Consider the following 25,956-nt stretch of genomic DNA (forward strand, 5'->3'; position numbering starts at 1 on the left):
TCTCAGAAGACCGGCGTGCCGTCCTGGGTCAGCCTCCAGTTGCCGTCGGCGAAGTCCGCCGGTTCCAGAACGCCCTTGGACGTGACGTAGTCGATCATCAGCTGGCGGATCTCGTCGGTCGAGCTGTACGCGATGTCGGCGGCCGCGATGTGCGGGTAGCCGCTGCCGCCGTTGGCGCGGTAGTTGTTGACGGCCACCACGAAGACCTGGTCGTCGGCGACCGGCACCCCCTGGTGGGTGAGGTTCCTGATCCGCGATCCCTCGGCCTGGGCGATGTCGATGTCGTAGTCGACGCCCGCGGCCGTGTCGTACATGTAGTCCCAGAAGCTGTTGGCGTTGGTGAGGGTGGCGGTGTCCACCTTCGTCCCGGACGGGACGCGGTAGTAGTACTTCGCCGCGTACTCCAGATAGTCCTTCAGCTGGGCACCCGTGAGCTTCTTGCCGTAGAGGGTGTTGTCGTAGATGTAGAGCCCGGCCACGTCCCGGATGGTGACGTCGCCCCGCGGGATGTCCGCCGTGCGGCTGAAGGGCGCGGCGACGGAGATGAGCGGGAGGGCCGCGTCGGCCGTGGACAGGCCGGTGGCGACGGCCGCCATCTGGACCTGGTGGATGAAGTCCATGACGGGGACGTCCTTCCAGCAGGCCTCCGCCGCGGAGAGGTCCGCGGTGCAGGTGCCGACCGGTGTGTTGACGTACTTCACGACCAGTTCGTGGTCCGCCGTCAGGAGCCTGGTGATCTCGGCGTCCTCGGCGACGGCGTTGCTGTTGAGGGTCTGCGCCCTGGTGCTCGTCACCTTCCACTGGCCGTGGGCGAGTTCGAGTTCGAAGTCGAAGACGGTCAGCCGCATGCCGTAGCAGTACGGTTCCGACAGGACGACGTCCTTGCCGGTCCCGGCGTTGGTGACCGTGTAGGAGGACACCTCGGTGTGGGTGTGGCCGACGAGGATGGCGTCGATGCCGGGGACCTGCTCGGCGACCAGGTTGGAGGCGTTCTCCACGTACGGCAGCTCGTCACCGTACGAGGACGACCCGTCGAGGCCGGAGTGGTCGGTGAGGAAGACGACGTCGCAGCCGAGGGCCCGCATCCGCGGCACGTACTTCCTCGCCTGTTCCACGAGACCCGTGAACGCCATCTTCCCGGAGACGTTGTCCTTGTCCCACAGGGCGATCCCGGGGTTGGTGAGCCCCAGGATGCCCACCTTGATGTCGGGGGCGCCGGGGACGCGGAGGCGCTTCACGGTGTACGGCTGGAAGGCGGGCCGGAGCGTCCTCGCGTCGAGCGCGTTGGCGCCGAGCAGCGGGAAACGGCACTGCTCCTCGAACCGGCGCAGGGTCTCGATGCCGTAGTTGAACTCGTGGTTGCCGAGTGCGGCGGCGTCGTACTTCATGGCGTTCATGGCGATCGCCATCGGGTGCACCGGGCCGTGCTTGCCGCCGGTGCCGGTGATGGGGTCGACGCGGGCGTAGTAGTACGCGAGTGAGGTCCCCTGGATGATGTCGCCCGCGTCCACGAGGAGCACGCGGTCCGCGCCCTTGGCGGCCCGTTGCTGCTTGACCAGGGTGGCGACCCGGGCGATGCCCACGGAGTTGCCGGCCTTGTCCGTGTACGCCGCGTCGGTGTAGTAGTCCCAGTCGAAGACGTGGCTGTGCAGGTCGGTGGTGCCGAGGATGGAGAACGACCAGGTACGGGGCTTCTTCCCGCCGTGGTCCGCGGCTCGCGCGGGGGTCGCCGCCGACGTCCCCGCGACGGCCACGGCCGCACCGGCGACGGCGGACTTCTTGACGAACTCCCGGCGGTTCAGCGGGTTGACGGGCATACGGGCTCCTGGAGACGGGGACGCGGACAGAGGGACGAGCCGTGCGGGCCCTACGGGGACTACACGCGTAGAGCGTGGTCGGGTCACGCCCCGTCCGGAACCAGGAGCAAGCCATGTCCAGGTCAAGGATGAGCATCCCGGGAGCGGTCCGCATCTCGAACGCTCCCGGAACCGCCCGTTCCGGCCGCCGCTCAGCAGCCCTCCGCCACCGCGCGCAGCAGCAGCGCGTGGACGAGGTGGTCGCGCGCGGTGGGCCGGTAGCGCCAGGCCAGCGGCCAGGTCGGCCCGCCCAGCGCGGGCACCGGGATGTACGCGACGCGGTGCGGGCCCGCGGTGAGGCGCGTGACGCCGGGCGGCCACGAGCGGTGCGCGGTGCTGCCGACGGGGACGAGGAAGTAGACGGCGCGGCGCCCGCGGGCCTCCTCGACGACCGGGCCGGGGTCGCCCCCGGTGGCCCGCGCGAGGCGGTCGGCGACGGTGCGGCCGGGGTCGCCGTCCACCCGCACGGCGTCGAACTGGACGCCCGCCTTGCGGAGCTGGATGCCGGACGGGGGCATCCAGTCCGGGATCTCCGGGGTGAGTGGGGGCACACGGAGGTTTACGTCGTCACTTTGCGTATCCATGAGGACAGTTTCGGCAGGCGGGGTTAGCGTTTCCATGACTCTGCGTCGACCATCGGCAACGGTACGGATCGGCGTGGGCGCTCTGGTGACCGGTTGAGTTCGGTTGAGTTCGGGGGTGACCGCATGGCGCGGGCGGAGAACAAGGTGGAGGCGGGCGGGACCGCGCACATGGTCGCCGCGATGTCGAAGGCCTTCCGTGAACAGCACCGGCTGACGCAGGAGGAGTTGGGCAGGCAGATCGGCTATACGGCGTCCGCGGTCAGCGCGATGGAGACGTGCGCCCAGCCGGCGAGCGACACGATGCTCGTCAAGCTGGAGGAGGTGATCGGGGGCGGGCTGGGGTTGTTCGAGACCGCGCGCAAGTACGTGCTCCTGGACAAATATCCGCCGCAGTTCAAGAACTTCGCGGTGATGGAGGCGCAGGCGATGACCCTTTCCTCGTACCAGACGTACGTGGTGGACGGGTTGTTCCAGACGGAGGAGTACGCGCGGGCCCTCATCGGCGGCGGCTTCCCCAGGCTTCCCGACGACAAGGTCTCGGAACTGGTCGAAGCGAGGCTGGCGCGCAAGGCACTCTTCGACCGGGAGCCGACCGCCATGATCGAGCTGATCCTCGACGAGGCCGCGCTGAGGCGGCCGTTCGCGAGCTGGGAGATCCACCGTGGCCAATTGCGGTCGCTCGCGCAGGACGCGGAGCGGGACAATGTCAGCGTCCAAGTGATGCCGCTGGAACGCGGGGTGCGCGGCGGACACGCGGGTGCCCGAGGCGACATGATCCTCGTGGAGACGAAGGAGCACCATCACGTGGTCTACATGGAAATCGAGGACGAGAGCATCCTGGTCAGCGATGCGAAGAAGGCCTCTCAACTCGCGCACCGCTATGCGAAGATCCGTTCACAGGCTCTGGGCCCGGACGACTCGCTGAGCCTCATCCAGAAGTTGGCAGGAGAGGAGCAGCCATGAGCAGCACACTGCGGTGGTTCAAGTCGAGCTACAGCAACGACAGCGGCGGCCAGTGCCTCGAAGTCGCCCACGAACAGCACCCCCCGCGAGTGGACGCCGTCCACATCCGCGACTCCAAGAACCCCGCCGGGCCCACCCTCACCGTCTCTCCGGCCGCCTGGCGCCGGTTCGCCGGGGTCCTCTGACGGTCCGGGACACCGCACGCCCCCGGGTCGGCCGAGGCCTCACCGGGGGCGCGTCGTCGCCGGCTAGATGAACGAGTTGATCTCGATCGTCTCGTCGCGGCCGGGGCCGACCCCGATGGCGGAGATCGGGGCGCCCGACATCTCCTCCAGCGCCCTGACGTACGCCTGGGCGTTCTTCGGCAGGTCGGAGAAGGACTTCGCCTTGGTGATGTCCTCGGACCAGCCCGGCAGGGTCTCGTAGATCGGCTTCGCGTGGTGGAAGTCGGTCTGGGAGTACGGGAGTTCCTCGACGCGCTTGCCGTCGATCTCGTACGCGACGCAGACCGGGATCTCGTCCCAGCCGGTCAGGACGTCCAGCTTGGTCAGGAAGAAGTCCGTCAGGCCGTTGACCCGGGTCGCGTAACGGGCGATCACCGCGTCGAACCAGCCGCAGCGGCGGTCACGGCCGGTCGTGACGCCCCGCTCGCCGCCGATGCGGCGCAGCGCGTCGCCGTCCTCGTCGAAGAGCTCGGTCGGGAACGGGCCCGAGCCGACGCGGGTGGTGTACGCCTTCAGGATGCCGATGACCCGGCTGATCTTCGTCGGGCCGACGCCCGCGCCCGTGCAGGCACCGCCGGCGGTCGGGTTGCTGGACGTGACGAAGGGGTAGGTGCCGTGGTCGATGTCCAGCAGGGTGCCCTGGCCGCCCTCGAAGAGGACCACCTTGTCCTCGTCGAGCGCCTTGTTGAGCACCAGGACCGTGTCGGCCACGTACGGCCTCAGCCGCTCCGCGTACGTCAGCAGCTCCTCGACGACCTGCCCGGCCTCGATGGCGCGGCGGTTGAAGACCTTGGTGAGGAGCTGGTTCTTGCCGTCGAGGGCCGCCTCGACCTTCTGGGTCAGGATCGACTCGTCGTAGAGGTCCTGGACACGGATGCCGACGCGGTTGATCTTGTCCGCGTAGGTGGGCCCGATGCCCCGTCCCGTCGTACCGATCTTCCGCTTGCCGAGGAAGCGTTCCGTCACCTTGTCGACGGTGACGTTGTACGGCGTGATGATGTGAGCGTTTCCGCTGATCAGAAGCTTGGAGGTGTCGACGCCGCGCTCGTTCAGTCCGTTCAGCTCGGAGAACAGGACAGACGGGTCGACGACGACTCCGTTTCCGATCACCGGAGTGCACTCCGGCGTGAGGATTCCGGAAGGGAGGAGGTGGAGGGCGTACTTCTGATCGCCCACGACTACCGTATGGCCGGCGTTGTTGCCGCCCTGGTAGCGCACCACGTAGTCCACGGATCCACCGAGCAGGTCGGTGGCCTTTCCCTTGCCTTCGTCACCCCACTGAGCACCGAGCAGCACAAGTGCGGGCACAGGCGTACACCCCTTCCGGGCGGGGCATGTCCAAGGTCGGGGAGTACGCGGCTGCGGCACTGCACGGCTGCGTACACCGGCGACCTCCTTCGGCCGCGACCGTCCGACCGGGTGCCCCGGAATAGACGAAGCCCCTGGCGCAATAGCGCAAGGGGCTCTTGCACAAAGATGCTACCCGAGGAAGCGAGGCATGACCGAGGTGGCGGCTTCCGACCAGCTTCTGGTGGTCATCGACCCGGTCGCCCGACGCCGTGACGGTGAGTCGGTACGGATCGCAAAAGACGTGCTCAGCGCGGGTGCGGCCACGAAGGTGTGCCTCCCGGAGGGGCCCGAGGAATTCGCCCGGGCGCTGTCCCGCAGAGGGGCCCGGAGACCGGTCGTCGTGGGCGACGACCGGACGCTGCTGCGGGCCGTGTCCCTTTTGCACCGACAACGGGATCTGGCCGTGTGCGGGTTGGGACTGGTGCCCGTCGGCGGATCGCTCTCCCTGGCACGGGCCCTGGGAGTGCCCACCGGAGCGGTGGCCGCGGCGCGGGCGGTGCTCGACGGGGTCGAGCGGCGGCTGGACCTGCTCGTCGACGACAGCGACGGGGTCGTGCTCGGGGCCTTGCGGATACCGCCGGCGGGCGCGCCCGTCCAGGTCCCCGAGGACCCGGAGGAGATCGACGCGCACGCTCCCGGGGCGCACCCGTGGCTGCGTACGTGTCAGTCGCTGGTCCGTACGCTCGCCACGCGGCCCGCGGGGGTCGCGTCGGGGCGGACGAGGGCGAGGGGCTGGGGACGGGCGGTGTCCGTGCCCGCCGCGCCGGGGCCCTCGCGGCTGCGGGTCGAGGTCGACGGGGTGACCCTGGTCGACCTGGACCAGCCGGTGGAGGCCGTGTCCGTCGTACCGGGGCTGCCCGGGGGCGCGGTGGTGGAGGTGCGGCCGGCGTCCGTGGGCGCGCAGGCCTCGTCGTTGCGCGTGGTGGGGCAGCGGGTGACCGTGTCCGGCGCCGACTTCCGGTACCGCGCGGACTCGGTGGTCTCGGGGCCGGTGCGGACGCGGACGTGGACGGTGCGGCAGGGCGGCTGGGGGCTGACCCTCCCGGGCTGAGCGCGACCCCGCGCCGCGGATCCGGTCCTCACCGTGGAGCCGGTCGCCGCCTCCGTCAGGTGGCTCCATCAGGTGCCTCCGCCGACGGCCGGGTCGTCGCGGCCGTACAGCTTCTCCCGGTGGGCGCGCCAGCGTTCCATCATCCCGGCGATCTCCCCGTCGACGAACTCGAAGAAGGCGAGCGTCTCGGCGAGCCGGCGTCCGGCGGGGGTCGTGGGGCCGAGGCTGTCGACACCCTCGCGCAGGGCCGCCTCCCACCGCTTGAGCACGGCGTCACGGCTGGTCAGCGCCTCGTACCACTGGTCGCTGTGCACGCGGTAGCGCTCGCGCCGGGAGCCGGGGTCCCGCTCGCGGGAGACCATGTGCTGCTGCGCGAGATAGCGCACCGCCCCGGAGACGGCGGCCGGGCTGACCTGGAGCCGCTCGCCCAGCCCGGCGGAGGTCATGGCACCGGAGTCGGAGGCGAGCAGCGCCGCGAAGACCCGGGCGGGCATCCGCTGCATCCCGGCCTCGACCAGCTGCGCCGCGAAGCCCTCGACGAACCGCGAGACCGCCTCCAGATCCCGCTCCGCCGCGTTCGGTCGCTCCATCCGCCGATCATCTCCCCTGCTCGCGCACCACCGCCGAGTGTATCCGGGGTTCACAGGTTTCCTTAACTTCACAAATTTCTGAAAGAAGCGTACGTTCTGGGCCATGACGAAGGCACACCTCGCCGTCGAGGTATCCGGACTGCGCAAGTCGTTCGGCCGGACCCGTGCGCTGGACGGTCTCGACCTGCGGGTGGAGGCAGGCGAGGTGCACGGCTTCCTCGGCCCGAACGGCTCCGGGAAGTCCACCACCATCCGGGTCCTGCTCGGCCTGCTGCGGGCCGACGCGGGCACGGTACGGCTGCTGGACGGCGACCCCTGGAGGGACGCGGTGGAGCTGCACCGCCGGATCGCCTACGTCCCCGGCGACGTGACGCTCTGGCGGAACCTGTCCGGAGGCGAGGTCATCGACCTGTATGGCCGGCTGCGCGGGGGCCTCGACCACGGCCGGCGCGCAGAACTCGTCGAACGGTTCGAGCTCGATCCCACCAAGAAGGGCCGCACCTACTCGAAGGGCAACCGGCAGAAGGTCGCCCTCGTCGCCGCCTTCGCCTCGGACGTCGACCTGCTGATCCTCGACGAGCCCACCTCCGGCCTCGATCCGCTGATGGAGGAGGTCTTCCGGCGCTGCGTCGAGGAGGAGCGGGACCGGGGCCGGACGATCCTGCTGTCGAGCCACATCCTCAGCGAGGTGGAGGAGCTCTGCGACCGGGTCAGCATCATCCGCAAGGGCCGCACCGTCGAGAGCGGCACACTCGCCGAGCTGCGCCACCTCACCCGTACCGGTGTCACCGCCGAACTCGCGGGCCCGCCCGGCGCCCTGGCGTCGCTGCCCGGGGTGCACGACGTCGACGTGCAGGGCACCCGGGTGCGGCTCGACGTCGACACGGACAAGCTGAACGCCGTCCTGCGCTCGCTCACCGACTCCGGCGTACGGTCCCTGGCCGCCGCCCCGCCGACCCTGGAGGCGCTCTTCCTGCGGCACTACCAGGAGGACGCGCCCGAGGAGGAGGCGCGATGACCACCACCGACACCGGGAACACCGCGAACAGCACCGACAGCACCGGCAGGACGGGCACCTCGGGGGCCGGGAGATCGCGGGGCGCCGTCGCCGCCTTCGCGGTGCGGTCCGGCGGCACCCGTCAACTGGCCGGCACCGGGGCGCTGCTGAGGTTCGCGCTGCGCCGCGACCGCTGGACGGCTCCCCTGTGGACCGGCGTGATCGCGCTGATGGTCCTGTCCCTGCCGAACACGCTGAAATCGGTGTACGGCACCGCCGCCGAACGCGCCGACCTGGCACGGCAGATGCTCACCAACAGCTCACTGCGTGCCACGTACGGGCCGGTGTTCGGCGATTCCCTCGGCGGTCTCACCGCCTGGCGCGGGGGCGGCTACGCCGGTCTGTTCGCCGGGATCATGAGTCTGCTGATCGTCGTCCGGCACACCCGCGAGGAGGAGGAGAGCGGACGCCAGGAACTCCTCTCGTCGGCGATGGTGGGACGGCGTGCCCCGCTGACGGCGGCGCTTCTGGCCGCCCTGGCCGCGAACGGCGCGCTCGTCGTGCTCGTCGCGGGCGGGCTGGCCGGTCAGGGAGCCCCGGGCGCGCTGGCGCTGGGCCTCGGCATCGGGGGCGTCGGGATGGTCTTCGCGACGGCGGCGGCGGTCGTCGCCCAGTTCGCGCAGAGCGCGCGGCTGGCGAAAGGGCTGACGGGTGCCGCGCTGGGCGCGGCGTTCGTCCTGCGGGCGGCCGGCGACGCCGCGGCGGACGACGGTTCGTCGCCGCTGACCTGGATGTCGCCGCTGGGCTGGCTGGAGAACGAACGGCCGTTCGCCCGCGAGCGGTGGTGGGTGCTCCTCCTGTTCGCCGTCGCCGTCGTCCTGCAGGGCGCGCTCGCCCACGCCCTCGCCGGGCGGCGCGACATCGGCATGAGCTTCCTGCCCACGCGGCCGGGGCCCGCCGCGGGACGGCTCGGCACGGCCGGGGCGCTGGCGTGGCGGCTGCAGCGCGGCGCCCTGGCCGGCTGGGGCCTCGGCTTCCTCGCCGCCGGAGCCGCGTTCGGCGGGATCACCCAGGGCGTGTCCGACCTGGTCGGCGACAACGCCAGGACCCGCGAGATCATCGAACGGATGGGGGGGCGGTCCGGGATCACGGACGCGTTCCTCGCCACGATGACCGGCATGCTCGGGATGGTGGCCGCGCTGTACATCGTCTCCGCCGTGCTGCGGCTGCACGGCGAGGAGATCTCCCAGCGGGCCGAGCCGGTCCTCGCCAACGCGGTGGGCCGACTGCGCTGGGCGGCCGGGCACCTGGTCATCGCTTTCGGCGGAGCGGTCCTGATCATGCTGCTGGGCGGAGCCGGTCTCGGGCTGGGCTACGGCCACGAGGCGTGGCCCGTGCTCGGCGCCTGCCTCCTCCAGGTCCCGGCGGTCTGGACGCTCGGCGCACTGGCCGTCCTCCTGTACGGGGTCTCCCCCCGGGTCGCCCCCGGCGCCTGGGGCGTGGCGGGTCTCGTCCTCCTGCTGGGCTGGATCGGGCCCGCCCTGGACGTCCCCCCGGCGCTCATGGACCTCTCCCCGTACGGGCACCTCCCCAAGCTGCCGGGCGGGGAGATGACCTGGACGCCGGTGCTGGTCCTGACCGTCCTCGCGGTGGGCCTGACCGCCGCCGGGCTGACGGCGCTGCGCCGCCGGGACCTGAGCGCCTGACCCCCGCGCCCCGGACGCCGCGCGTCCGGCGTCGACCGGGCGCGGGCCACGCACCCGGACGCGGACACCGGGCGCCGTTCCGGGGCCCCCGGACCGCCTCGCCGCGTCCCTGCCGGTCGGGGGAGAGCGCGTGCAGACCGCCGCCGGCTGCCTGACCGCCGCGTCGACCGGGCGCGGGCCGCCGTCGGGCGGGCGCGGGCCGCGCGGGCCGGGCCACGGACGCTCGGCCGCCGGGTCAGAGGGTGACGCTGAGCCCCTCCAGCCCCCGGATCACGAAGTTCGGCTTGCGCCGCGGTTCCTCCGCGAGCCGCAGCGTCGGGGCCAGTTCGAGCAACGCGCCCAGTGACGCGGCGAGTTCGATCCGGGCCAGGGGCGCGCCGATGCAGTAGTGGATGCCCGCGCTGAAGGAGATGTGCGGGTTCTCGACGCGGGAGAGGTCCAGTTCGCCGGGGCGGGCGAAGGCCGCCGGATCGTGGTTGGCGGACCCGAAGAGCAGGGCGATCTCCGCGCCGCGCGGGATGGTCGTACCGTCGATCTCGATGTCGTCGAGCACCCACCGCTCGAACATCTGCAGCGGGGTGTCGTAGCGCATCAGCTCCTCCACCGCCGTGGGGACCAGCGAGTGGTCGGCGCGCAGGGCGGCCAGCTGGCCGGGGTGGCGGAAGAGCGTCCACCAGCCGTTCACGGTGGCGTTGACCGTGGCCTCGTGCCCCGCGTTCAGCAGCAGCACGCACGTGGAGATCATCTCCTGCTCGGTGAGCCGGTCGCCCTCGTCGTGCGCGGCGATGAGCCCCGAGATCAGGTCGTCGCCCGGCTCCTTGCGGCGGGCCTCGATCAGCTCCCGCAGATACTCCGTGAACTCGACCGACGCCCGTACCGCCCTGGCCGCCGTCTCCTGGGAGGGGTTCAGCTCGTACATCCCGCAGATGTCCGCCGACCACGGCCGCAGCGGTGCCCGGTCGGACTCGGGGATGCCCAGCATCTCGGCGATCACGGCGACCGGGAGCGGCTCGGCGACATCGGTGAGGAGATCACCGCCGCCCGCCGCGACCAGACCGCTGACCAGTTCGCGCGCCAGCCCCCGCACGTACGGTCCCAGCCGCTCGACCGTGCGCGGGGTGAACGCCTTGGAGACCAGCCGGCGGATCCTGGTGTGGTCCGGCGGCTCCAGATCCAGCATCCCGTGGTCGTTGAGCACGTGGAACGGCTCGTGCTCGGGCGGCGGAGCCGTCCGCCCGAAGTCCTCGTGCGTGAACCGGTGCTGGTACGTCCGGCCCAGGCGCCGGTCCCGCAGCAGCGCCGACACGTCCGCGTGGTGCGGGACCAGCCACTGGTCGGTCGGCTCGTAGTGGTGGACCCGGCCGCGCTCACGCAGGTGTGCGTAGGCGGGGTACGGGTCCGCCACGAACGCCGGGTCCCAGGGGTCGAAGGTCCCGGGGGTCTCCAAAGCTGCCATGAGCGGACGCTAGCCCGCCGCACCCCGCTCTGACCAGGGGTGTCCCGGCACCCGGGCGTCCGCGGCCCGTCCCGTGCCGCCCGGCGCCGGGACCCGGCGGGGTCACCTGGGCGTGATCAGCCGTGCCTCGTAGGCGAAGACCGCCGCCTGGGTGCGGTCCCGCAGTCCGAGCTTCACCAGGATGCGGCTCACATGGGTCTTGATCGTGGACTCCGCGACGAACAGCCGGGAGGCGATCTCCGCGTTCGCCAGACCCTGCGCGATCAGGACCAGCACCTCCGTCTCGCGCTCGGTCAGATCGCCGTAGGCCGCCTGGGCCGTGGCCGGCAGCCGCGGGGCGTCGGCGAGCCTGGAGAACTCGGTGATCAGCCGCCGGGTGACCGAGGGGGCGAGCAGCGCCTCGCCCGCCGCGACCACCCGCACCCCGTCGGCGAGCTGCCGCGCGGAGGCGTCCTTGAGCAGGAAGCCGGAGGCTCCCGCGCGCAGCGCCTGATACACGTACTCGTCGAGGTCGAAGGTGGTGAGCACCAGCACCTTCGCGGTGCCGTCCGCGGCGACGATCTCGCGGGTCGCCTCGATGCCGTTGAGCTCCGGCATGCGGATGTCCATCAGGACGACGTCCGGGCCGAGTTCACGGACCCGCTCGACCGCGTCCCGCCCGTTCACCGCCTCGCCGACCACCTCGATGTCCGGCATCGCGTTGAGCAGCACGGAGAACCCCTCGCGGACCATCACCTGGTCGTCGGCGATCACCACCCGGATGGCGCCGGGCCGCTGCCCGGGCACCGGGCCGACGGCCGTCCCGTCCGCCGTCCCCCGCGTCATGCGGCCTCCTCCGGCACGGGCACCGGCAGGAACACGGTCACCTCGTATCCCCCGTCGTCCGTCCCGCCGGTGGTCATCTCGCCGTCCAGCATCGTGACCCGCTCCCGCATGCCGGTGATGCCGTGGCCCGCGCCGTGCGTCGACTTCACCAGGTTCGTGACCGGCGCGGGGCCGTTGACCATCCGCAGGCCGAGCCCGCCGAGGACGTACCCGATCTCCACGCGGGCGGTGGCACCGGGCGCGTGCCGCAGCGTGTTGCTCAGTGCCTCCTGCACGATGCGGTACGCCGACAGCTCGACGCCCTGCGGGAGTTCGCGCACCGCGCCCGTGACCACCTTCTCCACGCTCAGGCCCGCGTCCCGCACATTCGCGAGCAGCGCCTCCAGGTCGGCGAGGGTGGGCTGCGGGGCGTCCGGGGCCTCGTAGTCCTCGGCGCGTACGACACCGAGGACCCGGCGCAGCTCGGTCAGCGCCGCCACCGCGTTCTCCCGGATCGTGGCGAAGGCCGCTTCCAGCTCGGGCGGCGGGTTCTCCACCCGGTAGGGAGCGGCCTCCGCCTGGATGGCGACCACCGACATGTGGTGGGCCACCACGTCGTGCAGTTCGCGCGCGATCGTCGTGCGCTCCTCCAGCAGGGTGCGCTTGGAGCGCTCGTGCGCGGTCACGGACTGCTGGGCGGTCACCTCGCGCTCCGCCGCCCGGCGGATGTGCAGGACGGTGACGGCGAGCAGGGCCAGGGCGGCGAGGAACAGCAGGGCCACCGAGTCGGTCCCGTAGTGCCCGGCGCCGAAGAGGGTCTCGGCCGCCATCCCGTAGAACGCGGTCAGCACCCACATCCAGGCGGCGGTGCGCGGGCCCGTCCGCAGCGCCACGACCGTCAGCACCACCAGGTGGGAGACGAAGGCGCCCGGCGGCCACGGCCAGGCGCTCCAGCTCTCCCCGAACACCGCCGCGAACGGGGTCGCCGCGAGGGAGAACCAGAAGGCGCCGGCCGGCCGGACGAGCGTGAGCAGGACCGGGAGCAGGGCGAGAAAGCCGGGCACGAGGCTCAGGGTGCCGGAGCCGCCGCCCGAGGTGCTCGCGAGGGCCATGGCGAACAGTCCGGCGAGCGTGGTGACGGCGTGCGGGGTCCAGGCCGCGTACTCCCGGACGCCCGGGGGCAGACGCCGGGTGAGCGGGCCGTCCACGCGCATGCGCGGGAGCGGGCGGTAGGCGAAGGCGTCGTGGAACAGGTCCTGCCGCAGTCCGCGCAGGGCGTCCGCGGTGAACCGGGCCTCCGGGCTGCGCGGCCCGGCACCGCCCGGTGGTGTCGTCTGCGTCTGGGTCGTCTCGGTCACGTTCGAAACGGTAGGCCGCCCGCCGGGTCGCCGTCGTCACCTGTGAGAAGGGTCCTGGCGGATCCGTCTCAGGTACTACGGGCGGCCCCGGAGGGGGTGCGGGGGCGGGCCGGGGCCGGCTTCCGGGGGTACGGGACGGCCGTGGCCGCCGCTGTCACCGGGCCGCGGCTTCCGCCGTCACCAGGCCAGTTGGGCGATCTCCTCGGCCACCACCGCGCACGCGTCCGCCGCCGGGTCGATCAGCGGGAAGTGGCCGACGTCCTCCAGGAGCGTCAGACCGACCACCTCTCCGGCCCGCGCCGCCGCCTCGGCGTAGGACTCGGCGACCGCCTGCGGCACGACCAGGTCGGTGCGGCCCTGCACGAGCGTCGTGGCGATGCCGGTGGGGAGCAGGTGCGCGGGGTCCGCGTACGGCTGCCGTTCAGCGAACCGCTCCTCACCGCCGAGCAGTTGGCGGGCGGCCCCGGAGCACACGTCGAGTTTCCCGGCGATCTGGAAGTCGGCGATCGGGGCGAGGGCGACGACACCGCGCAGCGGGGCGGGACGGTCGGTGCGCCAGGGCGCGTCGGCGGGCAGGACGTGCCGGGCGGCGGCCCACAGGGCGAGATGACCGCCGGCGGAGTGGCCGGTGATCACCGTGCGGCGCGGGTCGACCGCCGGGAGGTGCGCGCCGACCAGCGCGGGCAGCGCGTCGAGCGCGGCCGCGACGTCGTCGAAGGTGTCCGGCCAGCGGCCCGCCACCGGGCCCTCGCCGCCCTGCGCGGGCAGCACCGCGCCCCTGCGGTACTCGACGTTGGCCACCGCGAAGCCGCGACGCGCCAGGAAGTCGGCGAACGGGGTGACGTGCCGGCGGTCGTACGGGGCGCGCCACGCACCGCCGTGCAGGACGACGACCAGCGGGACGGGCAGCGCGGGGTCGGGGTCGCGCGGGGCGTAGAAGTCGATCACCTGGTCGGGGTGGTCGCCGTACACGGCCGTGGCGTCGGGATCGACGGGCGGGTGGGAGAAGGCCGAGGCCTCCTCTGCGGCGTCCCGTGCTGCGGCGTCGTCCGACATGCTCCAACCTCTCAGCGCTGAAACGGATTTGGCGGACCGGGAGGGTGATCGGCCGTTGGCGGGGACGGTATCAGGCCGATGACGTGCGTCTACACCCGGATGTCACGCTCGGTGAGGGTCAAACGGTTCTGCTGTGCCGTTACGCTGGGCGGGTATCACAAGCCGACCCCGAGGGAGCCCGTGATGTCCGCCGAGCCCGGCACCGTGCGTCCCGGCGGGCGCACCGCCCGTGTCCGCGCGGCCGTCCTGCACGCCGCCGGGGACGTGCTCGCCGAGCGGGGGTTCGCGCATCTCGACCTCGCCGACGTGGCACGGCGGGCGGAGGTCGGCAAGACGACGGTGTACCGGCGGTGGGGATCGGTCGCGGGACTGGTCGCCGATCTGCTGAGCGACATGGCGGAACAGTCGCTGCCCCGCGCCGACACCGGGTCGGTCCTCGGTGATCTGCGGGCCAACGCCGCGCTGGTGCGTCGGACCCTGGCCGACGCCCGGCAGGGGCCGCTGTTCCGGGCGGTGATCGCGGCGGCGACGTCCGACGCGCGAACGGCCGAGGCGCTGCGGCGGTTCTACGAGGTGCGGGTGGACGAGTGGGCGCCGTGCGTCGAACAGGGCGTCGCCCGGGGGGAGTTGCCGGCCGGGACGGACCCCGCGCAGGTGGTGCGGGCGGTGTCGGCGCCCCTCTACTACACGCTGCTCACCACTGGCGCGGTGCCGGACGGGGCCGCCGCCGACCGGGCCGCCGAGGCGGCGTTCGCGGCCGCGGCGGCCGGGGTGTACGTCGTCTAACCCAGCGTCTCCCCGAGCACCCGAGCCGCCCGCTCCACGTCCGCGAACCCCACGTACAGCGGGGTGAGGCCGAAGCGGAGGATGTCCGGAGTGCGGAAGTCACCGACCACACCGCGGGCGATGAGCCGCTTCATCACCTCCCCCGCGTCCGCGCACCGCAGCGAGACCTGGCTGCCGCGTTCGGCGTGGGCCGACGGCGTCACGGACTCCACGCGGCCCCCGGGGACGTACGCCTCGACGCACTCCAGGAAGAAGTCGCCCAGCGCGAGCGACTTCGCCCGGACCGCGTCGACCGACACCCCGTCCCACACCTCCAGCGCGGCCTCCAGGGCCAGCATGGAGAGGATGTCCGGCGTACCGACCCGGCCCCGCGGCGCACCCTGCGCCGGTATGAACTCCGCGCTCATGGCGAACGGGTCCGTGTGCGCGTTCCAGCCGGGCAGCGGGGAGTCGAAACGCTCCTGCAGACCGGTCCGGACATAGAGGTACGCGGGCGACCCCGGCCCCCCGTTCAGGTACTTGTAGGTGCAGCCCACCGCCAGGTCGACGCCGTGGGCGTCCAGATCCACGGGCAGGGCCCCCGCGCTGTGGCAGAGGTCCCAGACCGCCAGCGCGCCCGCCGCGTGCACCGCGGCCGTCAGCGCCGGCAGGTCGTGCAGCCGGCCGGTGCGGTAGTCGACGTGGTTCAGCAGCACCGCCGCGGTGCGCGGCCCGACGGCGTCCGGCACCGCCGACGGCTCCACCGGACGCAGCGCGCAGCCCGTCAGCCGGGCCGCCGACGCGGCGATGTAACCGTCCGACGGGAACGTCGTCGCGTCGACCACGATCTCGTCCCGCCCGGCACCGGCCAGCCGCACGGCCCCGACCAGCGCCTTGAAGACGTTCACGCTCGTCGAGTCACCGACCACGATCTGCCCGGGAGCGGCGCCGACCAGCGGCGCCACACGGTCACCGATCCGCTCCGGGGCCGTCCACCAGCCGCTCTCCTCCCAGGACCTGATCCGCAGTTCGCCCCACTGCCTGCGGACCACGTCGTCGACCCGGCCTGGCACGTTCACCGACAGCGCGCCGAGCGAGTTCCCGTCCAGGTACACCACGTCGTCCAGCACGAACTGCTTGCGCAGCGCGGCCAGTTCGTCCGCCGCGTCCAGCGCGGCCGCCCTCCCGGCGTACGACTCAGACATGACTGCGCGCCGTCCACAGCTCGGGGAACACGTTCTTCTGCGCCCGCTTCTCCAGCCAGGCCACCCCGGCGGAGCCGCCCGTACCCGTCTTCGCGCCCATCGCGCGGCGCGTCGCGACGAGGTGGTCGTTGCGCCATCGCCACACCAGCTCCGCGACGTCCGTCAGCGCCTCCCCGAGCCGGGCCAGGTCGTTCTCCGCGTCCCCGGAGTAGAGCTCCGTCCACACCGCCTCGACCCGCGGCGAGGGCTCGTACCGCAGCGACACGTCCCGCTCCAGCACCTCGGCCGGGACCGCGTGCCCCCGCCGCGCGAGCAGCCGCAGCACCTCGTCGTACAGGCTCGGCTCGTGCAGCGCCTTCTCCAGCTCGGCGTGCACCCGCGGCGCGCCCCGGTGCGGGACCAGCATCGACGCGGACTTCTCGCCGAGCAGGAACTCCATCCGGCGGTACATCGCGGACTGGAACCCGGAGCCCTCACCGAGGGCGGACCGGTAGGAGTTGAACTGCGCCGGCGTGAGCTGCGCGAGGGGCCGCCAGGACGCGTTCAGCGCCTCCAGCTCCCGCAGGGACCGCTTGAGGGCCGCCACGGCGACGGGCAGCCGGTCCTCGCGCAGCGCCTGCGCCGCGGTCTCCCACTCGTGCACGATGACCGTGAACCACAACTCCATGACCTGGGTGGTCACCAGGAAGACCATCTCTCCGGGATCGTCGGAGCGGGTCTGCTGCAGATGGGTGAGGACGTCCGCCTGGACGTAGTCCTCGTACGGCGTGGTGCCGTGGAAGTCGAGATGCGGGGTGTCGGGCTCCTGGGCCACCTCGGGCCGGGCCAGATGGGACGACATCGCTGTCTCCTGATACGTGCTCCGGGTAGCGGTCCGCCCCTGCCGTCCTCGGCACGGGGGCCCCGGTCCCCACCGGGAATCCTGCGCAATCGTCCCCCGAAAACGCAAGACCCGCCCGGTCACACCCGCCGGACGGGTCCCACGGCCGTACGGCCCTATCCGAGCGTCTGGGCCGCCGTCGGCGAGGAGTCCTTCAGGAACTGGCTGCAGCGCTCGTACTCCTCCTTCTCGCCGATCGCCTGCGCGGCGCGGGCGAGGGCGTTCAGGGCGCGCAGGAAGCCGCGGTTCGGCTCGTGCTCCCACGGCACCGGGCCGTGCCCCTTCCAGCCGCTGCGCCGCAGCGCGTCCAGCCCGCGGTGGTAACCCGTACGGGCGTACGCGTACGACTCCACGACGCTGCCCCGCTCGTACGCCTCGTCGGCCAGCTGGGCCCAGGCCAGCGAGGACGTCGGGTACTTGGCGGCGACATCGGCGGACGGCGTGCCGTTCGCGAGGAGCTCGCGCGGCTCCGGGTCGTCGGGCAGATGGGTCGGGGGCGGTCCCCCGAGGAGGTTCTCGTGCATCGTCATGCGCTCAGTCTGCTGCATCGCCGGTGCCCGGTGACGTCCGCCCACCCCCGGGAGCCGCCGGTTCCGCGGAAGCGGCCGAGCGGCCCCGGGACGGCTCAGGTCGGCAGCCGGCCCGGGCGCGCCGCGCGCTGCGGCTCCAGCGGGGGCGTGGTCACACAGCCGTGCGTACGGCACTGGGGGCGACGGCAGTCGGGCGCGGGCCGGCGGACGGTCGCGAAGGCCAGCACCGCCCCCACCACGAGCACGCCCGCGCACAGCGGCATCGCCCGCCGGAAGGCGGAGTCGAAGGCGTCCGCCGAGCGGTACGCCTCCGGGCCCATGCCCACCAGCACCGGCAGCGCCGCCACCGCGAGGAGGCCGCCGACCCGGGCCGCCGCGTTGTTGATGCCGCTCGCCAGGCCCGCCCGCCCGGTGTCCACGGAGGCGAGGACGGTCGCCGTCAGGGGCGCGACCAGCGTCACCATGCCCGCCCCCATCACCAGGAGCGCGGGCAGCACGTCGCTGACGTACACGGCGTCCTTGCCGACCCGCAGCATCATCAGCATGGCCACGGCGCACAGCAACGGGCCCACCGTGAGCGGGATGCGCGGCCCGATGCGCTGCGCCAGCTCGCCGGAGCGGGCGGAGAACAGCAGCATCAGCGCGGTGGTGGGCAGCAGCGCCGTACCCGCCTGCAGGGGCGAATAGCCGGCCACGACCTGGAGCTGGAGCGCGGTCAGGAAGAAGAACCCGCCGAAGGCCGCGTACACGCAGAGCGTCACGAGATTGACGGCCGTGAACTGGCGCGACGCGAAGATGTCCGGCGGCATCATCGGATCCGGCCGGCTGCGCTCGACGTGCACGAAGCCCACCCCGGCGGCCACCCCCACGACGGCGGTCACCCAGACCACCGGGGACCCGCTCCTGGCCTCGATCAGCGCGTACGTCACCAGCGCGAGCGCCAGCGCGCCGAGCGACGCGCCGAGCACGTCGAAGCCGCGGTGCGGCCGCCCGCCCGCGGCCTCCTGGTCCCGGCCGGGCACGACGGTGCTCCCGTCGGACTCGGGGACGTGCCGCAGGGCCACGGGCACGCACACCAGCGCCAGCGGGATGTTCAGCAGGAAGACCCAGCGCCAGCCGGGGCCGTCCACCAGCCAGCCGCCCAGGAACGGGCCGACCGCACCGCCGATGCCGCCGAAACCCGACCAGAGGCCGACGGCCTTCGCCCGGTCGTCCGGGTGGAAGGAGGCCTGGATGAGCGCGAGGGAACCGGGGGTCAGCAGCGCCCCGCCGATGCCCTGGAGGGCGCGCGCCGCGATCAGCACGCCCGCGTTCGGCGCGAGCCCGCACAGCAGCGAGGCGGAGGCGAACCACACGACGCCGAGGACGAACACCTTGCGGCGCCCGAACCGGTCCCCTAGCGAGCCGCCCAGCAGGATCAGCCCGGCCAGCGTCAGCATGTACGCGTTCACGGTCCACTGCAGCGCGGCCAGGCTCGCGTCCAGGTCACGGCCGATCCGCGGCAGCGCGACGTTCACGACGGTCGAGTCCAGCATGGCCATGCTGGAGCCGAGCACGGTGGTCAGCAGGATCCACCGGCCCGCGGGCGTGGCGATCCGTACGGCCGGTGTTTCCTGCGAGGGCACAGCCATACTCCGGAGCATACGGAAGGGCCCGGCACCGTGGAGGTGCCGAGCCCCGACCGGAGTGATGTGGCCAGGTCCGGTTACTTGATCCGCGTGCCCGTGGAACGCAGCGCGGCGCAGGCCTCGGTCACCCGCTGGGCCATGCCGGCCTCGGCCAGCTTGCCCCAGGTCCGCGGGTCGTAGGTCTTCTTGGAGCCGACCTCGCCGTCGACCTTCAGGACGCCGTCGTAGTTCCTGAACATGTGGTCGGCGACCGGACGCGTGAACGCGTACTGCGTGTCGGTGTCGAGGTTCATCTTCACGACGCCGTTCTCCAGCGCGGTGGCGATCTCCTCGGCCGAGGAGCCGGAGCCGCCGTGGAAGACGAAGTCGAACGGGGACGCCGTGCCGAACTTGGCGGCGACACCGTCGCTCAGCTCCTTAAGGAGCTCGGGGCGCAGGACCACGTTGCCCGGCTTGTAGACGCCGTGCACGTTGCCGAAGGACGCGGCGAGCAGGTAGCGGCCCTTCTCGCCCAGGCCGAGGGCCTCCGCGGTGCGGATCGCGTCGTCGACCGTGGTGTAGAGCGAGTCGTTGATCTCGTGCGAGACACCGTCCTCCTCGCCACCGGTCGGGGTGATCTCGACCTCGAGGATGATCTTCGCGGCGGCGGCCTTCGCGAGCAGTTCCTGACCGATGGCCAGGTTGTCGGCGAGGGTCTCGGCGGAGCCGTCCCACATGTGCGACTGGAACAGCGGGTTCTCGCCCCGGGCGACGCGCTCGGCGGAGATGTCCAGGAGCGGCCGGACGTAGGTGTCCAGCTTGTCCTTCGGGCAGTGGTCCGTGTGCAGCGCGACCGTGATGTCGTACTTCTCGGCGACGATGTACGCGAACTCGGCGAGCGCGACCGCGCCGGTCACCATGTCCTTCTTGTGCTGGCCGCCGAGGAACTCCGCGCCACCGGTGGACATCTGGATGATGCCGTCGCTCTCCGCCTCCGCGAAGCCGCGCAGCGCAGCGTGCAGCGTCTGGGAGGAGGTCACGTTGATGGCCGGGTAGGCGAACTTGCCTGCCTTCGCCCGGTCCAGCATCTCGGCGTAGACCTCGGGGGTTGCGATGGGCATCTGTCCGCTCCTTGTATGTGCGGGTGGCGTTCTGCTGGTTACGGCCCTGACCTAGGGGGCGACGTCATCGTCGTCCCCATCCTTCCAGACGTGACCCGGTGCTCAGGTCACCCTGTCCGGCATACGGGACCCCCCAGGCCGGCGGGATCCCGGACCGGACGTCAGTCGAGGCCCAACTCGTCCTTGGAGAAGGCGAAGAGGTACGGCACTCCGGCGCCGGCCTCGATCTTCTCGGCGGCACCGGTCGCGCGGTCGACGATCGTCGCCACACCGACGACCTCGGCGCCGGCCTCCCGGACCGCCTCGACGGCGGCGAGCGGCGAGCCGCCGGTGGTCGAGGTGTCCTCGACCACGAGCACCCGCCGTCCCCTGATCTCCGGACCCTCCACACGGCGCTGCAGACCGTGCGCCTTGGCCGCCTTCCGCACGACGAAGGCGTCCAGCCTGCGGCCTTGGGCCGCCGCGGCGTGCAGCATCGCACCGGCGACGGGGTCGGCGCCCATGGTGAGACCGCCGACCGCGTCGAAGTCCAGCCCGTCCGTGAGGTCGAGGAGCACCTGTCCGACCAGCGGCGCGGCCTCGCCGTCCAGCGTGACCCGGCGCAGGTCCACGTAGTAGTCGGCTTCCAGACCCGAGGAGAGGGTCACCTTGCCGTGCACCACGGCCTTGTCCTTGATCTGCTGCAGCAGCGCGCCGCGTACGTCACTCATGCCCGCCAGCTTAGAGGCGCCGCCAGCTCCAGGTCATGGACGCCTCCAGCGGCTCGATGGGGGTGACCAGGCGCGGGTGGGTGTTCAGCCCGTTCGGCGGACCGGTCTGCGGCTCCACGCACACCGCCGCCTCCTGCTCGTCGTACACGACGACCCACTCCTCGCGGCTGGTCACCTTCAGCTCCAGCCGGCCCGGCCAGGTGAGCGTGACGTCGACACCGCCGGGCATGCCGAAGCAGTCGTCCCAGGGGCCGGCGAGGGGGTCGACGCGGCGGCCGGTGGGCAGATGGTCGGCGCCGCGCTCCTCCTGCCACGCGGGGGTGAAGCCGACCTGGACGTCCTCTCCCTCCACGGTCCGGTTGAACCACGGGTGCCAGCCGACCTGGGCCGGGAAGGAGGAATCGTGCGTCTCCACGGACATGGTGAGCGTGAGGGAGTCCTCGGTCAGGGCGAACGCCTGGGTGACGCGGCCCGGATGGGGCCAGGGCGCGACGAGGTCGTACGCGATGACGGCCTCCCGCTTGTCGGCGCGGGCGGTGCGCCAGGCGCCGTCGCGGGCGGTGCCGTGGATGGCGTGGGGCGGGGAGTTGAGGGGCATCTGCCGGACGGTCGCGCCGTCCAGGAAGCGGCCGTCGCGGATCCGTCCGCACCACGGTGCCATCGGGAAGCACCCGAACTTCGCACCCTGGCGCAGCAGTTCCACGCCGCCGGCCTTCAGACTGCCGAGCCGTCCGCCGTTGCCCGGCGTGACGGTCGCTTCCGCGTCGCCCGCGGTCAGCGTGATGTCTTCGTTACTCACGGAGTTGACCCTACTGGTCCGGTTGAGCCGACCGGCCCGTATCCGGGGGCTGCCGCCCCCAGACCCCCGCTCCGGCCTGAAGGGCCTCGTCCTCAAACGCCGGACGGGCTGGGTGGGTGCGGCGGCGTATGCGGGGTGGTGACCCTCGGCCTCCGTGCCCCTGGGGGCTGCCGCCCCCAGACCCCCGCATCGGCCTGGACGGCCTCGTCCTCAAGCGCCGGACGGGCTGCTGGTGCCGGCCGGCGCTGAAAAGGCGGTGGCCGACGTGGCCTTTCCGGCGCGGGCCCGCATCTCCAGCGCGTCCGGCGTTGAGGACGAGCCTTTCGGGCGAAGACCCGGCACCCGATGAGCGCGGGCTCGCATCATCAGCCCGTCCGGCGTTTTGAGGACGAGCCCTTCGGGCGAAAACCCCGGACCCGATCAACGCAGACCCACACCCTCAGCCCGTCCGGCGCTTGAGGACGAGCCCTTCGGGCGAAGGCGGGGGTCCAGGGGGCGGCAGCCCCCTGGCAGCGGTCCGGGGGGGGCGCAGCCCACCGAGGACGACTGGCAAACCTCAGCGGCGTTTGCGCAGTGCCCGGGTGACGACGATCGCCGAGGCCAGCACCACCGCCGCCGCGGGGGCCGCCCAGCGAAGCGCCGCGCTCCCCGCGTCGGTCTCCGGTGCCGGAACGGGCGCGTAACGCCCGCGCGGCGGCGCATGGTCGACCTCTTCCGCGCTGCGCCCGATCATCGTCCGCCGCGCGTGCGCCGCCTCGGCGACGGAGTCCTCTCCGTCCACCGGCCCGGGCACCGCCGCGGCCGTTTCCCCGTCGTCCCCGTCGTCCCCGGCCAGGGGGGCGAGGGACGGCGGCGTGACCTCGGCGTCGACGTCGGACGGCGTCGTGTCACCCTCGTCGCCGGTCTCCGGCTCACTCACGTCGTCGGCCCCGGAACCGGACACAGAATCGGAGACGGAACCGGAGGCGGAACCGGACGCGGGCCCGGCCTCCATCCCGGTCCCGGGGACGCCCTCGCCCCCGGGGACGCCCTCGCTCCCGGTGCCGCCCTCCGTCGCGGACGCGCTCCCCGTGCCGGTCGCGAGGTTCTCCGCGAAGCGGTTCAGCAGGCGGGTCGCGGCGGTGGCGACCGTGGCGGGAGGGAGCTCACCGAGGCGCCCGTCCGCCGTGGCGGTCCCGGTGACGACGAGCGTGGTGCCGCCCTCGGCCGGTGCCAGCCGCAGGGTGAGGGCGAGTTTCACGGTTCCGGTGCCCCGCGCCTCCGTGCCGTCCCCCTCGACCGCGTACGCGCCGTCGTCACGGGCGACGACCCGCACCGCACCGCGATAGGTGATGGTGTGGCCGCCGACGCGGACGCGCAGCCGTCCGGAGACGGGCGCGGTGCCGGCGTCCTGCTGGAGCCCGGGCACCGCCCGGGCCACCCGCGCGGGATCGGCCAGCGCCTCCCTCAGCCGCTCGGCTGGAACCGGAACGAACACCTCATGCTCCATGTCGGCCGAGCCTACCCAGGCCGGTGGGAACCGCACCCGCGTATCCCGGGATTCCCGCCCCGTTCCCCCGTTCCCCCCGCCCCCGCGGGTCAGTCGGAGTAGCGCGGATGCGCCAGCGTGGAGGGCACCAGCCCCGTGATCCGGGTCAGCCGAACGGCCCGTGCGTCCACCCTGAGGGACCGCGGGGTGAGCCAGCGCGGTGCGGGCCCGCGGGGGTCGAGGCCCAGGCGCGTGCGCCCGGCGGACGCGAGGACGAACCCCCAGTCGCGCGGGGCCCGGGGCGTCCCCTCGGTACGGCCGGGGCCGGCCGGCGAAGCGGGGTCGCGTCCGTTCACGCGGTACGGGTCGGTGCGCAGGCCGGCCGACCGCACCGTCGCCTCGACCGTCCAGAAGGCACGGGCGCGGGAGGAGACCGGCCCGGCGTGCACCACCAGTCGCCCGCCCCCGGCCAGCGCCCGGCGCGTCAGCCCGTAGAACTCCTGCGAGTACAGCTTCGCGCTCGCCGTGATCCCGGGGTCCGGCAGGTCGGAGATCACCACGTCGTAGCGGCGCGGGTCGCGGCGCAGCCAGCAGAAGGCGTCGGCGGTGAACACGTGCACCCGCGGGTCGTCGAACGCGTGCCCGTTCAGCGCCGACAGGGCGGGGTCCCGGCGGGCCAGCCCCACCACCCCGGCGTCGCGGTCGACCACGTCGACGCGCCGGACGTCCGGGTGGCGCAGCACCTCGCGGACCGCGAGTCCGTCGCCGCCGCCGAGGACCAGCACGCGCGCGTGAGGCCCGTTCATCGCCGGGTGCACCAGCGCCTCGTGGTAGCGGCGCTCGTCGCGGCCGTCGGCCCGCAGGCGTCCGTCCAGGAAGAGGCCGAGCGGATGTCCGCGGGTGCCGCCGGTGAGGACCACTTCCTGTACGCCGGTCCGCAGCGCCACGCGGACGTCCCGGCCGTACACCGCCTGCCGTGCCGCGTGTTCGAAGTCGTCGACGAGCACGGCGGCCGCGGCGAGCAGGCCGAGGACGGTCACGTTGGCGATCAGCAGGAGCCAGCGTCCGCGCCTGCTCAGGTCCCCGCGGAACAGGCCGAGGACGAGGGCGCCGCCCACCAGCGCGTTCACCGCCCCGGTCAGCAGCGCGCCGGTCAGCTCGCCGAGCCGGGGCAGCAGCAGGAAGGGAAAGGCGAGCCCGCCGACGAGGGCGCCGACGTAGTCCGCGGCGAACAGGTCGGCGACCGCCCCGCCCGGGTCCTGCCGCCGGATGCGCTGGATCAGCTCCATGAGGAGGGGGATCTCGGCGCCGATCAGCAGTCCGATGGCGAGCGAGAAGGCCGCCAGCAGATACCGCGGCCCGTCCGCCCAGACGCCGCCCCAGCCGCCGGTCCACGCGAACGCCGCGTACAGGGCCATCGCGCTGCAGCCGCCGACCAGCGCGAGCGCGGCCTCGACCGCTCCGAAGCCGGCCGCCGCGCGCGGCCGCAGCCGCTTGGCGGCGAGCGAGCCGACGCCCATGGCGAAGACCATGACGGACAGCACGACCGAGGCCTGGGTGACCGAGTCGCCGACGAGGTAGGAGGCGAGCGCGACGAGTTCGAGCTCGTACACGAGTCCGCAGGCCGCGCAGACGAACACACCCGCGAGGACCAGGAACCGGCCGGTGCCCGTACGGACGGGCAGCCGCGCCTGGCCCTGGACGCCCCAGGACGGCGGCGCGCCGGGGGGAGCTGGCGCGTGCGGTTCGATCACGCTGGGAACGCTACGTGAGACCGGCTCCACGCCTCGTCACCCACACGTGTGGATCTGGGGCTCGTCCGTACGGTTGTCGGAGCGTGTGCTTCACCCTCCCGGGCCACCCTCGTGGGCCGTCCTCCAGGGTCGCCCTCCCGGCCCGCCCTCGCGGGCCGTCCTCGCGGGCCGTCCTCGCGGGCCGTCCTCGCGGCCGCGGGTTCGGCCGGACGGACGTGTCCCCAGGGCCCGGGGTCGGACCGGTCCGCGGCGGCACGCGCGGACCGGCCGGTGCCGACCCGGCCACGCCCGCCGGACGCGCCCGGCCGATCTGCCTCACACGCCGGACGCGCTGAGCAGATCGGCGTCGGCCGGTACCCGCACTCCCACTCTCGTGCGGGTCGCCACCAGTTGGCCGTCCTGCGGGTAGGCGTGCCAGGTACGCCAGTGGACCTGGCCCTCGTGGCGCTGGGCCAGCAGGGCGGTGAAGGCGTGCGGGCTGCCCGGGAAGACGCCGACGAGTCCGTTCGGGTGGTCGGAGACCAGGGCCAGCAACTCCTGGGCGCGTCCGGCGAAGGAGCCGCACGAGAGGGTCTCGACGCGCGCCGCGAACTCGTACTCCCAGTCGCCGACCCGCTTGGCCACGCCGAGGGGAAGAGGTGTGCTGCTGCCGGCGATACAGGCGACGGTCTCCGAACAGCTGCCCCGCTCCTCCTGGAGGAGGACCTGGTGGGACGCGCCGAGGAGCCGCAACTGCAGGCTCGCTCCGTCGAGTTCGAGGTCCAGGGTGGCGAGCGCGGGCAGCGGCTCGCGCCCCAGGGCCCACGCGAGGTCGGCCGCGCGCGTGTCGGTGTAGGCGGTGTTCAGGGTCGTGAGCATGGGTCGGCTCCGCTAGCACGCAAAGGGAGGTGGGGGTCCGGCGCACCCGGTCGGTGTGAGGGATCGACCCGGTTAGCCCGGTCAGCCCTGTCAGGAAGGGGCGATCCGAGGGCCGCGTTGGTGATTTAGAGGGAATCATGAACTGTGGTGCCACCACAGCGTTTTTACCCAACTTCGTAGGGTTTCCATCCCCCCGAGGGCTCCACAGTTCAACTGTTCAACCACGGCGGGCGCCGGGCGCGCGGAAGCGGAAGCCCTCTCCGG

The 25,956-nt window shown here is 72.9% G+C and carries 24 protein-coding genes; 6 read left to right on the top strand and 18 right to left on the bottom strand.

The window, feature by feature from the left end; translation table 11 throughout:
* Positions 1 to 2: 2 nt before the first annotated feature.
* Positions 3 to 1,817 carry a bifunctional metallophosphatase/5'-nucleotidase gene (locus OG776_RS20395; RefSeq protein ID WP_329322043.1) on the bottom strand — a complete coding sequence of 605 codons (1,815 nt, stop codon included), beginning with the start codon at positions 1,815 to 1,817 and terminating at the stop codon, positions 3 to 5.
* Between the two features lie 191 nt (positions 1,818 to 2,008).
* Positions 2,009 to 2,440, bottom strand: a complete 432-nt coding sequence (locus OG776_RS20400) for a hypothetical protein (RefSeq protein ID WP_261994848.1) — start codon at positions 2,438 to 2,440, stop codon at positions 2,009 to 2,011.
* A 123-nt stretch (positions 2,441 to 2,563) separates the two neighbouring features.
* On the opposite strand from OG776_RS20400, the gene OG776_RS20405 reads away from it, so the two are divergent.
* Together OG776_RS20405 and OG776_RS20410 are read left to right on the top strand one after the other, a co-directional pair.
* Complete coding sequence (locus tag OG776_RS20405; protein ID WP_261994849.1) at positions 2,564 to 3,403, top strand: helix-turn-helix domain-containing protein; 840 nt, start codon at positions 2,564 to 2,566, stop codon at positions 3,401 to 3,403.
* Positions 3,400 to 3,588: a DUF397 domain-containing protein gene (locus tag OG776_RS20410; RefSeq protein WP_148012385.1), complete on the top strand. Its 189-nt coding sequence runs from the start codon at positions 3,400 to 3,402 to the stop codon at positions 3,586 to 3,588. The genes OG776_RS20405 and OG776_RS20410 overlap by 4 nt, the downstream gene beginning before the upstream one ends.
* Positions 3,589 to 3,651: 63 nt before the next feature.
* Here OG776_RS20410 and OG776_RS20415 read toward each other — a convergent pair whose 3' ends face one another.
* On the bottom strand, positions 3,652 to 4,935 hold the full coding sequence (locus OG776_RS20415) for an adenylosuccinate synthase (protein WP_148012386.1): 1,284 nt from the start codon (positions 4,933 to 4,935) through the stop codon (positions 3,652 to 3,654).
* Positions 4,936 to 5,125: 190 nt separating this feature from the next.
* Here OG776_RS20415 and OG776_RS20420 point away from each other — a divergent pair, with 190 nt between their 5' ends.
* On the top strand, positions 5,126 to 6,028 hold the full coding sequence (locus OG776_RS20420; RefSeq protein WP_329322046.1) for a diacylglycerol kinase family protein: 903 nt from the start codon (positions 5,126 to 5,128) through the stop codon (positions 6,026 to 6,028).
* A gap of 68 nt (positions 6,029 to 6,096) precedes the next feature.
* Here the strand turns inward: OG776_RS20420 and OG776_RS20425 are convergent, their stop codons facing one another.
* Positions 6,097 to 6,618, bottom strand: coding sequence for a GbsR/MarR family transcriptional regulator (locus tag OG776_RS20425; RefSeq protein WP_329322048.1), 522 nt, complete (start codon positions 6,616 to 6,618; stop codon positions 6,097 to 6,099).
* Between the two features lie 103 nt (positions 6,619 to 6,721).
* Between OG776_RS20425 and OG776_RS20430 the strand changes: the two genes are divergently transcribed.
* Positions 6,722 to 7,636, top strand: coding sequence for an ABC transporter ATP-binding protein (locus OG776_RS20430; protein WP_329322050.1), 915 nt, complete (start codon positions 6,722 to 6,724; stop codon positions 7,634 to 7,636).
* Positions 7,633 to 9,321: an ABC transporter permease gene (locus OG776_RS20435; protein WP_329322052.1), complete on the top strand. Its 1,689-nt coding sequence runs from the start codon at positions 7,633 to 7,635 to the stop codon at positions 9,319 to 9,321. The genes OG776_RS20430 and OG776_RS20435 overlap by 4 nt, the downstream gene beginning before the upstream one ends.
* A 235-nt stretch (positions 9,322 to 9,556) precedes the next feature.
* Here OG776_RS20435 and OG776_RS20440 read toward each other — a convergent pair whose 3' ends face one another.
* The 4 genes from OG776_RS20440 to OG776_RS20455 all read right to left on the bottom strand — a co-directional run bounded on the left by OG776_RS20440 (position 9,557) and on the right by OG776_RS20455 (position 13,995).
* Positions 9,557 to 10,777: a cytochrome P450 gene (locus OG776_RS20440; RefSeq protein WP_148012390.1), complete on the bottom strand. Its 1,221-nt coding sequence runs from the start codon at positions 10,775 to 10,777 to the stop codon at positions 9,557 to 9,559.
* A 102-nt stretch (positions 10,778 to 10,879) separates the two neighbouring features.
* Positions 10,880 to 11,602, bottom strand: coding sequence for a response regulator transcription factor (locus tag OG776_RS20445; RefSeq protein WP_329322054.1), 723 nt, complete (start codon positions 11,600 to 11,602; stop codon positions 10,880 to 10,882).
* Positions 11,599 to 12,939, bottom strand: coding sequence for a sensor histidine kinase (locus tag OG776_RS20450; RefSeq protein ID WP_329322056.1), 1,341 nt, complete (start codon positions 12,937 to 12,939; stop codon positions 11,599 to 11,601). Before OG776_RS20450 ends, OG776_RS20445 begins: the two co-directional genes overlap by 4 nt.
* Before the next feature lie 177 nt (positions 12,940 to 13,116).
* Complete coding sequence (locus tag OG776_RS20455; RefSeq protein WP_329322058.1) at positions 13,117 to 13,995, bottom strand: alpha/beta hydrolase family protein; 879 nt, start codon at positions 13,993 to 13,995, stop codon at positions 13,117 to 13,119.
* A 183-nt stretch (positions 13,996 to 14,178) separates the two neighbouring features.
* Here OG776_RS20455 and OG776_RS20460 point away from each other — a divergent pair, with 183 nt between their 5' ends.
* Positions 14,179 to 14,781: a TetR/AcrR family transcriptional regulator gene (locus OG776_RS20460; RefSeq protein ID WP_148012394.1), complete on the top strand. Its 603-nt coding sequence runs from the start codon at positions 14,179 to 14,181 to the stop codon at positions 14,779 to 14,781.
* Here the strand turns inward: OG776_RS20460 and kynU are convergent.
* The 10 genes from kynU to OG776_RS20510 form a co-directional block, all read right to left on the bottom strand.
* The gene (gene kynU, locus OG776_RS20465) at positions 14,778 to 15,965 is read right to left on the bottom strand and encodes a kynureninase (protein ID WP_148012395.1); all 1,188 of its coding nucleotides are present in this window, start codon (positions 15,963 to 15,965) and stop codon (positions 14,778 to 14,780) included. The two genes, OG776_RS20460 and kynU, sit on opposite strands and share 4 nt — an antisense overlap.
* Positions 15,958 to 16,806 (bottom strand): tryptophan 2,3-dioxygenase family protein, encoded by an 849-nt coding sequence (locus OG776_RS20470; protein WP_148012396.1) that lies wholly within the window; start codon positions 16,804 to 16,806, stop codon positions 15,958 to 15,960. The genes kynU and OG776_RS20470 overlap by 8 nt, the downstream gene beginning before the upstream one ends.
* Positions 16,807 to 16,961: 155 nt before the next feature.
* Positions 16,962 to 17,375 (bottom strand): DUF3151 domain-containing protein, encoded by a 414-nt coding sequence (locus tag OG776_RS20475; protein ID WP_148012397.1) that lies wholly within the window; start codon positions 17,373 to 17,375, stop codon positions 16,962 to 16,964.
* 95 nt (positions 17,376 to 17,470) lie between these two features.
* Entirely contained in the window at positions 17,471 to 19,006 is a 1,536-nt protein-coding gene (locus OG776_RS20480; RefSeq protein ID WP_148012398.1) for an MFS transporter, read from the bottom strand.
* Between the two features lie 74 nt (positions 19,007 to 19,080).
* Entirely contained in the window at positions 19,081 to 20,103 is a 1,023-nt protein-coding gene (gene fbaA / locus OG776_RS20485; RefSeq protein WP_148012399.1) for a class II fructose-bisphosphate aldolase, read from the bottom strand.
* 161 nt (positions 20,104 to 20,264) lie between these two features.
* A complete protein-coding gene (pyrE, locus tag OG776_RS20490) occupies positions 20,265 to 20,813 on the bottom strand; it encodes an orotate phosphoribosyltransferase (RefSeq protein WP_148012400.1) in 549 nt (182 codons plus the stop codon).
* A gap of 10 nt (positions 20,814 to 20,823) precedes the next feature.
* Positions 20,824 to 21,612: an aldose epimerase family protein gene (locus OG776_RS20495; protein WP_148012401.1), complete on the bottom strand. Its 789-nt coding sequence runs from the start codon at positions 21,610 to 21,612 to the stop codon at positions 20,824 to 20,826.
* 556 nt (positions 21,613 to 22,168) lie between these two features.
* Positions 22,169 to 23,101 carry an SRPBCC family protein gene (locus tag OG776_RS20500; protein ID WP_329326468.1) on the bottom strand — a complete coding sequence of 311 codons (933 nt, stop codon included), beginning with the start codon at positions 23,099 to 23,101 and terminating at the stop codon, positions 22,169 to 22,171.
* An 89-nt stretch (positions 23,102 to 23,190) separates the two neighbouring features.
* Positions 23,191 to 24,834 carry a polyamine aminopropyltransferase gene (locus OG776_RS20505; RefSeq protein ID WP_329322065.1) on the bottom strand — a complete coding sequence of 548 codons (1,644 nt, stop codon included), beginning with the start codon at positions 24,832 to 24,834 and terminating at the stop codon, positions 23,191 to 23,193.
* Between the two features lie 315 nt (positions 24,835 to 25,149).
* Complete coding sequence (locus OG776_RS20510) at positions 25,150 to 25,692, bottom strand: DUF2617 family protein (RefSeq protein ID WP_148014785.1); 543 nt, start codon at positions 25,690 to 25,692, stop codon at positions 25,150 to 25,152.
* Between the last annotated feature and the right edge of the window lie 264 nt (positions 25,693 to 25,956).

The organism is Streptomyces sp. NBC_01689, assembly GCF_036250675.1.
Classification (GTDB): Bacteria; Actinomycetota; Actinomycetes; order Streptomycetales; family Streptomycetaceae; genus Streptomyces.

Bases quoted from the DNA above. Each gene is read 5' to 3' on its own strand.
- OG776_RS20395 (WP_329322043.1), bottom strand. From the start codon at position 1,817: ATGCCCGTCAACCCGCTGAACCGCCGGGAGTTCGTCAAGAAGTCCGCC.
- OG776_RS20400 (WP_261994848.1), bottom strand. From the start codon at position 2,440: ATGGATACGCAAAGTGACGACGTAAACCTCCGTGTGCCCCCACTCACC.
- OG776_RS20405 (WP_261994849.1), top strand. From the start codon at position 2,564: ATGGCGCGGGCGGAGAACAAGGTGGAGGCGGGCGGGACCGCGCACATG.
- OG776_RS20410 (WP_148012385.1), top strand. From the start codon at position 3,400: ATGAGCAGCACACTGCGGTGGTTCAAGTCGAGCTACAGCAACGACAGC.
- OG776_RS20420 (WP_329322046.1), top strand. From the start codon at position 5,126: ATGACCGAGGTGGCGGCTTCCGACCAGCTTCTGGTGGTCATCGACCCG.
- OG776_RS20425 (WP_329322048.1), bottom strand. From the start codon at position 6,618: ATGGAGCGACCGAACGCGGCGGAGCGGGATCTGGAGGCGGTCTCGCGG.
- OG776_RS20430 (WP_329322050.1), top strand. From the start codon at position 6,722: ATGACGAAGGCACACCTCGCCGTCGAGGTATCCGGACTGCGCAAGTCG.
- OG776_RS20435 (WP_329322052.1), top strand. From the start codon at position 7,633: ATGACCACCACCGACACCGGGAACACCGCGAACAGCACCGACAGCACC.
- OG776_RS20440 (WP_148012390.1), bottom strand. From the start codon at position 10,777: ATGGCAGCTTTGGAGACCCCCGGGACCTTCGACCCCTGGGACCCGGCG.
- OG776_RS20445 (WP_329322054.1), bottom strand. From the start codon at position 11,602: ATGACGCGGGGGACGGCGGACGGGACGGCCGTCGGCCCGGTGCCCGGG.
- OG776_RS20455 (WP_329322058.1), bottom strand. From the start codon at position 13,995: ATGTCGGACGACGCCGCAGCACGGGACGCCGCAGAGGAGGCCTCGGCC.
- OG776_RS20460 (WP_148012394.1), top strand. From the start codon at position 14,179: ATGTCCGCCGAGCCCGGCACCGTGCGTCCCGGCGGGCGCACCGCCCGT.
- kynU (WP_148012395.1), bottom strand. From the start codon at position 15,965: ATGTCTGAGTCGTACGCCGGGAGGGCGGCCGCGCTGGACGCGGCGGAC.
- OG776_RS20470 (WP_148012396.1), bottom strand. From the start codon at position 16,806: ATGTCGTCCCATCTGGCCCGGCCCGAGGTGGCCCAGGAGCCCGACACC.
- OG776_RS20475 (WP_148012397.1), bottom strand. From the start codon at position 17,375: ATGACGATGCACGAGAACCTCCTCGGGGGACCGCCCCCGACCCATCTG.
- OG776_RS20480 (WP_148012398.1), bottom strand. From the start codon at position 19,006: ATGGCTGTGCCCTCGCAGGAAACACCGGCCGTACGGATCGCCACGCCC.
- fbaA (WP_148012399.1), bottom strand. From the start codon at position 20,103: ATGCCCATCGCAACCCCCGAGGTCTACGCCGAGATGCTGGACCGGGCG.
- pyrE (WP_148012400.1), bottom strand. From the start codon at position 20,813: ATGAGTGACGTACGCGGCGCGCTGCTGCAGCAGATCAAGGACAAGGCC.
- OG776_RS20500 (WP_329326468.1), bottom strand. From the start codon at position 23,101: ATGGAGCATGAGGTGTTCGTTCCGGTTCCAGCCGAGCGGCTGAGGGAG.
- OG776_RS20510 (WP_148014785.1), bottom strand. From the start codon at position 25,692: ATGCTCACGACCCTGAACACCGCCTACACCGACACGCGCGCGGCCGAC.